Source organism: Succinivibrio sp., assembly GCF_045124615.1.
GTDB classification, from domain to species: Bacteria; Pseudomonadota; Gammaproteobacteria; order Enterobacterales; family Succinivibrionaceae; genus Succinivibrio; species Succinivibrio faecicola.
Window position 1 is genome coordinate 1 of record NZ_JBGVMC010000222.1, and the last position, 7,647, is coordinate 7,647.

General features: G+C 36.2%; 10 protein-coding genes. 3 read left to right on the forward strand and 7 right to left on the reverse strand.

Annotation, left to right across the window (positions count from 1 at the left end):
* On the forward strand, positions 1 to 363 hold a 363-nt coding region (locus ACJML3_RS05855; protein WP_406021447.1), incomplete at its 5' end, for a hypothetical protein.
* A 14-nt stretch (positions 364 to 377) separates the two neighbouring features.
* Here the strand turns inward: ACJML3_RS05855 and ACJML3_RS05860 are convergent.
* Positions 378 to 1,370, reverse strand: a complete 993-nt coding sequence (locus ACJML3_RS05860; protein ID WP_406021449.1) for an MYG1 family protein — start codon at positions 1,368 to 1,370, stop codon at positions 378 to 380.
* A gap of 114 nt (positions 1,371 to 1,484) precedes the next feature.
* Here ACJML3_RS05860 and ACJML3_RS05865 point away from each other — a divergent pair, with 114 nt between their 5' ends.
* Positions 1,485 to 2,459, forward strand: coding sequence for a tRNA-dihydrouridine synthase family protein (locus ACJML3_RS05865; RefSeq protein WP_406021450.1), 975 nt, complete (start codon positions 1,485 to 1,487; stop codon positions 2,457 to 2,459).
* Positions 2,440 to 2,925, forward strand: coding sequence for a hypothetical protein (locus ACJML3_RS05870; RefSeq protein WP_406021452.1), 486 nt, complete (start codon positions 2,440 to 2,442; stop codon positions 2,923 to 2,925). Before ACJML3_RS05865 ends, ACJML3_RS05870 begins: the two co-directional genes overlap by 20 nt.
* A 1-nt stretch (position 2,926) precedes the next feature.
* Here the strand turns inward: ACJML3_RS05870 and ACJML3_RS05875 are convergent, their stop codons facing one another.
* The 6 genes from ACJML3_RS05875 to ACJML3_RS05900 all read right to left on the reverse strand — a co-directional run bounded on the left by ACJML3_RS05875 (position 2,927) and on the right by ACJML3_RS05900 (position 7,441).
* The gene (locus ACJML3_RS05875) at positions 2,927 to 3,364 is read right to left on the reverse strand and encodes a hypothetical protein (RefSeq protein ID WP_406021453.1); all 438 of its coding nucleotides are present in this window, start codon (positions 3,362 to 3,364) and stop codon (positions 2,927 to 2,929) included.
* A gap of 243 nt (positions 3,365 to 3,607) precedes the next feature.
* Positions 3,608 to 4,555 carry a flagellin gene (locus ACJML3_RS05880; RefSeq protein ID WP_406021455.1) on the reverse strand — a complete coding sequence of 316 codons (948 nt, stop codon included), beginning with the start codon at positions 4,553 to 4,555 and terminating at the stop codon, positions 3,608 to 3,610.
* Between the two features lie 344 nt (positions 4,556 to 4,899).
* A complete protein-coding gene (gene tatC, locus ACJML3_RS05885) occupies positions 4,900 to 5,634 on the reverse strand; it encodes a twin-arginine translocase subunit TatC (protein WP_406021457.1) in 735 nt (244 codons plus the stop codon).
* 5 nt (positions 5,635 to 5,639) lie between these two features.
* Positions 5,640 to 6,047 (reverse strand): hypothetical protein, encoded by a 408-nt coding sequence (locus ACJML3_RS05890; RefSeq protein ID WP_406021459.1) that lies wholly within the window; start codon positions 6,045 to 6,047, stop codon positions 5,640 to 5,642.
* The gene (tatA, locus tag ACJML3_RS05895) at positions 6,047 to 6,223 is read right to left on the reverse strand and encodes a Sec-independent protein translocase subunit TatA (protein WP_406021461.1); all 177 of its coding nucleotides are present in this window, start codon (positions 6,221 to 6,223) and stop codon (positions 6,047 to 6,049) included. Before tatA ends, ACJML3_RS05890 begins: the two co-directional genes overlap by 1 nt.
* A 60-nt stretch (positions 6,224 to 6,283) precedes the next feature.
* Positions 6,284 to 7,441: a twin-arginine translocation signal domain-containing protein gene (locus tag ACJML3_RS05900; protein WP_406021463.1), complete on the reverse strand. Its 1,158-nt coding sequence runs from the start codon at positions 7,439 to 7,441 to the stop codon at positions 6,284 to 6,286.
* Between the last annotated feature and the right edge of the window lie 206 nt (positions 7,442 to 7,647).

The window sequence follows — 7,647 nt, forward strand, 5'->3', positions numbered from 1 at the left end:
TACAGAGTAACAAAGACCATTTCCAAAAACGTTAAGTTTATCTCCACAAAATTTGATAAAGATCTGGATATTCTGGACAGCAGTATTCTTGATACTCCTGTAGAGGAGAGCGTTTTTCCAAATTCAGTCCGTGGCGTAAAAGAGGTTGCCAGACCTGGCGATTACGTTATGCTCAAAGGATATTTCTTCAGCAAGGCCGATGAGCTTGTCTATGAATTTCATGATGAGCAGGAAGATGCTCTTTTTGTTGAATTTGATGAGATCCCGGAAAACTTCATGCTGGGTGAGTATTTTCTCTTGTGGGCAAAGGTCACTAAAAATGAAAAACAGACCTTTATAAAGGGTCTGTCTTTATCAAACTAGTAATTTTCTTAATATCAGGCCTGCTTTTCTTCAAGACCTTTTTCTAGCCACAGTTTTGCAAGCTCAAGATTATCCTCATAGGTCATTGCGCCACCTGTGAAACCGGACTTGTGAATAAATGTCATATTGCTAAGACCGGTTGCTTCATCAAGATCCTTGTCATTAAGTCCTCTCCAGGCTGTAGGTGCAGGAAGTCTGTTAGTGAAGCGCTGTGCCTTTGATAAAGGCAGTGACTGAACTCTCCATCGACCGTTTCTATCTGGATATACAGCAATAAGACAGTCTTTGAAAACATCAGGATAATTTAGTACAGCCTGAGTCCATGGATATTTCTCATGCATAATCAGGATCTGACCGCCTGTATATATTTCAAGAACCTTTGCAACGCCGCTTTCAGTGCAAATAGCATTAATTGATGCAGATAAAAGAAGAGTTTTTAGTATTTTTACGGTCTGTAAAAAGGATTTATCCTGATCCTGACCTATCTGGCTTGGAAGATTCATCATAGCCACAAGATATGGAATATCAGGGGTAGATGAATGAAAATCTGACAGTCTGTTTAAAACTTCTAATTCACCATCTGTTTTAGGATCTGCAATTTCGTGTACATATGATGTAAGCTGACCGTTATCATTCAGATCAATTGGGATCATGATTTCTTTATCGATTCTTTCAAAAGCCATATCGATAATTTTTGCTGATGGAGTAAATTTAAGACTGGTTGTAGCTGCAACCTTCTTTAGATACTCTTTACCGAACTTTTTCCACATAAGACCTGCTGTGGCATACTTGACACCATTATCTCTGCAGAGGGTAAATTCCTTTGAATGATGGTCAAAATGCTTGCTGTCATTTTTGTTTGAAACATCAATGACAATATCAGCTTTCTCAAGTTCAATTTCATCCCTTGAACGTATAATAGTGCTGTTTTCGTGTAAGAATGTTAAAATAGCGCAGGCTGTTGTTTCATCGGCATGGAAACTGCCATCGTGAGTTGCAATTATCATATAGACTCCTTTGATCAACAGATTGTAGCATAAATATGCTTAATTTTTGTATTGAAGGTTAAGCTTAATCAAACTTTTCAGTAATAAAACACCATAAGTATCGGAAATATTCAAATGGCAAAGACAGTTTACCTAGCACCTTTAGAAGGTCTTGCAGATGCTCCTATGAGAGAAGTTTTATGCAGACATGGTCATTATGACAGATGCTATTCTGAATTTCTTCGAGTAACCGATCTTGTAATGCCTGAAAAGACAATGATTAGAGAAGTTCCTGAATTCAATACAGGATGTAAAACTGCTGATGGTACCCCTATCGGTATTCAGTTTTTAGGTGACAACAAGGATACTATTTCAAAATCTGCTTTAAAAGCTTATAACCTTGGCGCCCGCTTTATTGATATGAATTTTGGCTGTCCATCAAGATTTGTTCATCACGGCGGTGCTATGCTTTTAAAAGAGCCTGAACTTATGCATTCAATTGTAAGTGAATTAAGACAGACTCTACCTGATGACTGTTCATTAAGTGTAAAGGTAAGACTTGGCTTTTCAGATCAGAGCGAAGCACCTGAAATTATAAGGAGCATCGCTCTTGACGGCGTATCAGAGATTACTGTTCACTGCAGAACAAGAAAAGGTCTTTACAGGGATGATGCTTTGAACTGGTCTGCACTAAAGGATCTTCATGAGGTTGCAGGCAGCGTGAAACTCATTGCAAACGGTAATATCAATTCCTATGAGGATTCTTTATTATGTCAGCAGCAGACATTGTGTGACAGCTTCATGTGCGGAAGAGGTGCTTTTAGTGTTCCAAATCTTGGTGCTGTTATCAAGGATAAGGCAAAACCTTACAGCCTGAGTCAGATCCTTGAGACTGATATTGAAGTAATAGAAACCTTTTCTAAAACTGATAGAACTCAAAAAGTTGTAATGGATAGGGCAAAACAGTTTTTAGGATATGCAAGAGCTCACAGAATTGAGTTAAAACCTTTCTTTTTAGTTTTCTGCAGATGTCAAAATATTAAGGAAGGACTAGAATTATTAGAAGAAAAGATAAAATCTGAGGAACAAAATGAAGCCTGGAATAATTAAATTACTGTGTGCACTTGCAGCATCTGTCGTTGCATCATCTGCAATGGCAGATTTTAAAGTTGCAACCTATCCGCCTGTTCCTGAGTCCTGGTCTGTTACAATCGAGGGTAATACTGTTATTTATGAATCACCTGTCAGTAAGAAACAGAAAACACCTCTAACAAAGATTTTATTTACATATACTAAAAGAACAGAGAATAAGAATGCAGAGCTTTTAATGCTTGAATATGTAAAAAAGCATGAATGCAAAGAGCCAAGTAAACTTGGTAAAGGTTTTTATACAGCCTCCTGTTCTGATATTGGCCGCGATGTTGTAATTGTTGGCGAGCCAAATAATATGTATCAGATAGAGATTGCAGGTGATTACAATTCTGTTGCTCTTGAGCTTATCAATTCCTATCTAAATGCTATTGTTGGTGGCAAGAAAACATTTGAAGACAGAGATATTGGTGAAAACAAGGACTAGTCTAGTGAAGCCTTTTTTCAAAGGTTAGTGTAGACAGCGAATATTTTTCAAGAATACTCTTAATAAGTGAAAACTGTCTGATTAGATGAAAAGTCAGGCGGTTTTTCTTTTTTAGAATCAAAAGTGCGTTTCCTTCATTTTCAGAAGACAGAGTAAAGCTCTTTGTATTTGTTGCTGGATATAGAGTTATCGTATCGCTGTTTTTATTGAATGTGACATTAAGATTAAGCTTTGTTTCATCAAAAGATACTTCAATAATCTTTTTAACTAAAAGATCATTTAGCTTGTCATTTGGTAAAAACATATCAGCGTTTTTTCCATCAAGCACAATTCCTCTGTAATAACAGTCATTGTTACATACTTCATGCTCTGTAAGGATCTTGAAAACTGCACTGTCAGATCCATCTATGCTTTTGATAATGCTTTGTATATTTTCCATGTCATTATTCTATAGCAAAAACAAGACCAATCAAATTTAATAATCTGATTGAAATGAAAAGAAATAGATCAGGTGAATAGTGGTGAATTATTTTAGAAAAAAGAAATCGTTACGCAGCACAAAGTACCACATAATCAAATTCACAGAAGACTGTCTCCAAAAAGGGCCGGGTTTTCCCGGCCAATGAGCTATAATGCTCAGGAGAGAAACCTTCTTACGGTTTATAAGTAAATTCTATTTATACTAGCCTCCCTGCAGTAGAGACATTGCAATTGATGGTCTCTGGTTGGCCTGAGTTAAGATTGAGGTTGCAGACTGCTGAATAATCTGCTGTGCTGCAAGATTTGATGATTCCTCAGAGTAATCAGTATCACGGATACGTGATCTTGCATCGGATACGTTTTCTGCAACGTTTTCCTGATTTCTGATTGTAGATTCCATACGGTTCTGTATAGCACCAAGCTCAGCACGCTTTGAATCTACAACATTGATAATTTTATCGATAGTCTCTATGGTATATTGTGCATTAGACTGTGAATAGCAGTTGAATTCATACTTACCGTTAGCATTTTTATAAAGACCGGTATTTGTTGCATCAGCTAAGTTAGTAGGAATATTAGTTGTTGAAATATTACCTTGCTCAGCTACAATTCCTGATAGTGTAAAACCATTTGACATTGTAATTTCAAGAGTATCAAAGGCATAGGCACCAATCTGGAAGCTGATTTTACCTTCTGAATTTAGAACACCACCGTGATGAGCGCCATTTGCACCTGCAATACACTGTCTTCCACCGAAAGTAGTCTTACATGCAATACGGGTGATTTCCTGTGACAGCTGTGAAATTTCTTCCTGAATTGCAATTCTATCAACAGTGGTATTTGTACCGTTAGCTGCCTGAAGTGCTAAGGTACGAATACGCTGAAGCATAGAAGTTGTCTCATCTAACGCACCTTCCATGGTCTGACACAGAGCAATACCGTCATTGGCATTTCTATTACCCTGTTTTAAACCATTAATCTGGTTTGTTAAACGATCTGAAATCTGAAGACCTGCAGCATCGTCCTTTGCAGAATTGATACGCAGACCAGATGATAAACGCTGGAAGGTTGTATCTAGCGCTTTAGTAGCATTAGATAATCGTCTTTGTGAGTTAATAGACGATGTATTTGTCTGTACATATAGTGCCATTTTTTTTCTCTCCTAAATAATGCTGTTGAGCATTTTTATTTGTGCAAAATATAATGAATTATTCATGCCAACTTTTAATAATATTTACCATTATTTTGATAATTTATTGATATTAAAGAAGAAAAAGTTAGATTTTTTATGTTCAGGAGATTTCAAAAATTTGTCATTCTATCTTTATGGCAAAAACTTGCCACAAATTTTTGCCATATTGCCAATTCTCAATTGCCGATGATTTGAACTGTGCAAAGATAAGATGGCTATGCACAAATAAGATTTGCAATTTTGTATGAGTATAGATAAGAGGATATGTGTTTTTTACGATTTAAGAGATAAAAGAAAGCATATCAAATATCTTCTGCTGCATTAAGGACATTTGCTTTCTTACAAAAGATTGAGCAAACTGCAATACCTATTTCGTAAAGTAAAACTGCAGGTAGAGCAAGAAGAAGCTGACTTGTGACATCAGGTGGAGTGATTATAGCAGAAACTGCAAAAGCAATAACAATGACATATCTTCTGTATTTTTTTAGCGTTGCAAGTTTTACTATTCCAGTCAGATTTAAAAAGACAACAATAACCGGAATTTCAAAACCAAAACCAAATGCTATAAACATCTGCAGGATAAAACCAAGACTTTCGCTTATATCAGGTGCAAACTGAACGCTGTCTGGTGAAAAGCTATCTATAAAGCTAAATACAAGTGGAAAAACGACATAATAGCAGTAAGTCAGACCGCAAAGAAACATAAGCACTGATATGAGTGCAAACATAACTGTCAGTTGCTTTTCTTTCTTATAAAGACCTGGTGAGATAAATCTCCACAGGATATACAGATTAAACGGTAAAGACAGCAAAAATGAACAAAAAAGAAGGATTTTTATCGGAACCATAACAGGAGATGTTACAGCCACGCTTAGAAACTGCCTGTTGGTGCAGATAATATGTGAAAAAGGATCCATCAAAAAAGTGAAGAGCTCTTTTGTAAATGGAGATAATAAAGCTAAAGTGAGCAGAAAAATCACAATCATTTTAATGATTGCCAATCTTAGTTTATTAAAATTATCAAGAAACGAGCTCATATATATCAGATATCCTTTTCTTTTAGCTGTACCTTTAGATCTTTTAACTCAAGTTCAATTGCATCAATCCTCTTTAAAAAATCAACATCTTTGCTGATTGCAGATGAATTTACTTGTGTGTTATCAAAAGAACTGAGTGTTTTTGAAATCTCTGCGCCTAAAGGCTGCACCTTTGATGTAAAAACAGAGTTTGTTTCCGTAGAACAATCATTTTTTGTATCATTAAAAGAGCAGACATTATCATTTGAAGCATCTATGAAATTCAGCTCATTTTTAAGTTTTATATATTGTCTTTTTGCATTGTTTATAAAATCACCTGCTTTTACGAAAAGTGATACTGTTTGCTTTGGACCAAGAACAAGCAAAGCTACAGCAACAAGCAAAAGCAGGCTTGGAAAAGAGAATCCAAACATTATGCTTTGTCTTCAGATTTGTCAGTTGTACTCTTAGGATCTGCGTTTAGGCTTTCTTTAAAACCTTTAACCGCACAACCTAGATCCTTACCAAGATCCTTAATCTTTGATGTTCCAAAAATTAATGCAATTACTAAAAATACAATTGCCCAGTGCCAAATAGAAAAAGTTCCCATAAAAACTCCTGAATAAAGGTCGCAATGCGACCTTTTATTAAATGTTATTAAATGAAAATATTATTTTTCAATGCATAAAAGAGCTGCTTGTTTAGCTGCGCTGTAAGGATCAGAAGATACACTCAGGTCGTTTTGATATCTCATGAAACTGTAGTTTGCACCGATATAATTACGAAGAGAGTTGAATCTTATTCCATCAAGCTCAGAATTTTTCATGCCGAAAACATCAGTTGCAACCTTCTTTAGTGCAGCAATACTTTCTTTTGCAGCAGGAACGCTGAGCACAAAGTCATGATCACCTAAATGAACCAGGAAGCCTGCCTGTCTGTGAGGAGTATTAAGATGCTTTCCATCAGAGCTTAAAAGCTTCATTCTGACAGGATCTACCTGACATAGAACAGCTGCAGCCTTAATATAATCAACTACAGATTTTTCGTCGTTTTCGCTGCCAGGATGATCGTGAGCGCAGGCCTGTGCGACGATAACATTAGCAGGAAGATTGCGGTGTATTGATTCTGCTATTGAGAAAATATGATGTGCGCCAGTGCCGCCAATCTGGTATTCAGGTAAAGATGATCCATCTTTTTTCCACTGGAAAACGTATGGTTTTGCCAGATCATGTAAAAGCTGACCTGCTACAGCCTCATCATAGATAGCGTCGTACTTGTAAAACTTTTTGTATGATTCAAGAAGACTTAATGTAACCATTACGTTAACAGCTGTATGTGTTACAAGACCACCTGGATATGCGTGATGGCTTTGATAACCACTGCCAGGAGCACTGAAAAATGGCTGTGGAGCTGCACCTGATAAATCAAATGGTGGCAGGAATTTATCATAAGGAGTCTTGCTTTCATCAATAAGATTTTGATTTTTAAGCTGACTGTAAACAGTTTTTTTCAGATCCTCATCTGCAAACTTAAAAGCAAATGAAGGTGCTGTATTGTTATAAATTGACAGAACCTTGTTTTTCAGATCCTGATTATGAATGGTGTCAATCACTGACATAAGGTATCTGAATGCATAACCTACAAGAGCAGATGATCTTGCAATTTCAACAGGATCTGTCGGAATACTGTCCAGTTTTATCTTTGCAATCTTTTCATTGTTAAATGCATAAGCTGGTGAGAAAAGAGAGCTGATACCGGTAACTGCAGTAGCGCATGCTGTAAGTTTTAGAAAATTGCGACGTGACAAGTCGGTTGTATTGTTAGACATAAATAAATCTCCAAATTTGTTTCGCTAATATTGTCTTAATGCAATATTTAAGAATTATTAAGTAGATGTAATATTTGAGTGAAGATGTAAGGTATTTTGTATAGGATTAAAAAATATAGATTGAAAAAAAATTAAAAAAATGTTGACAGATTAAAATTATGGTCTATAATGGCACACATCGGATGCGGGAATAGCTCAGTTGGTAG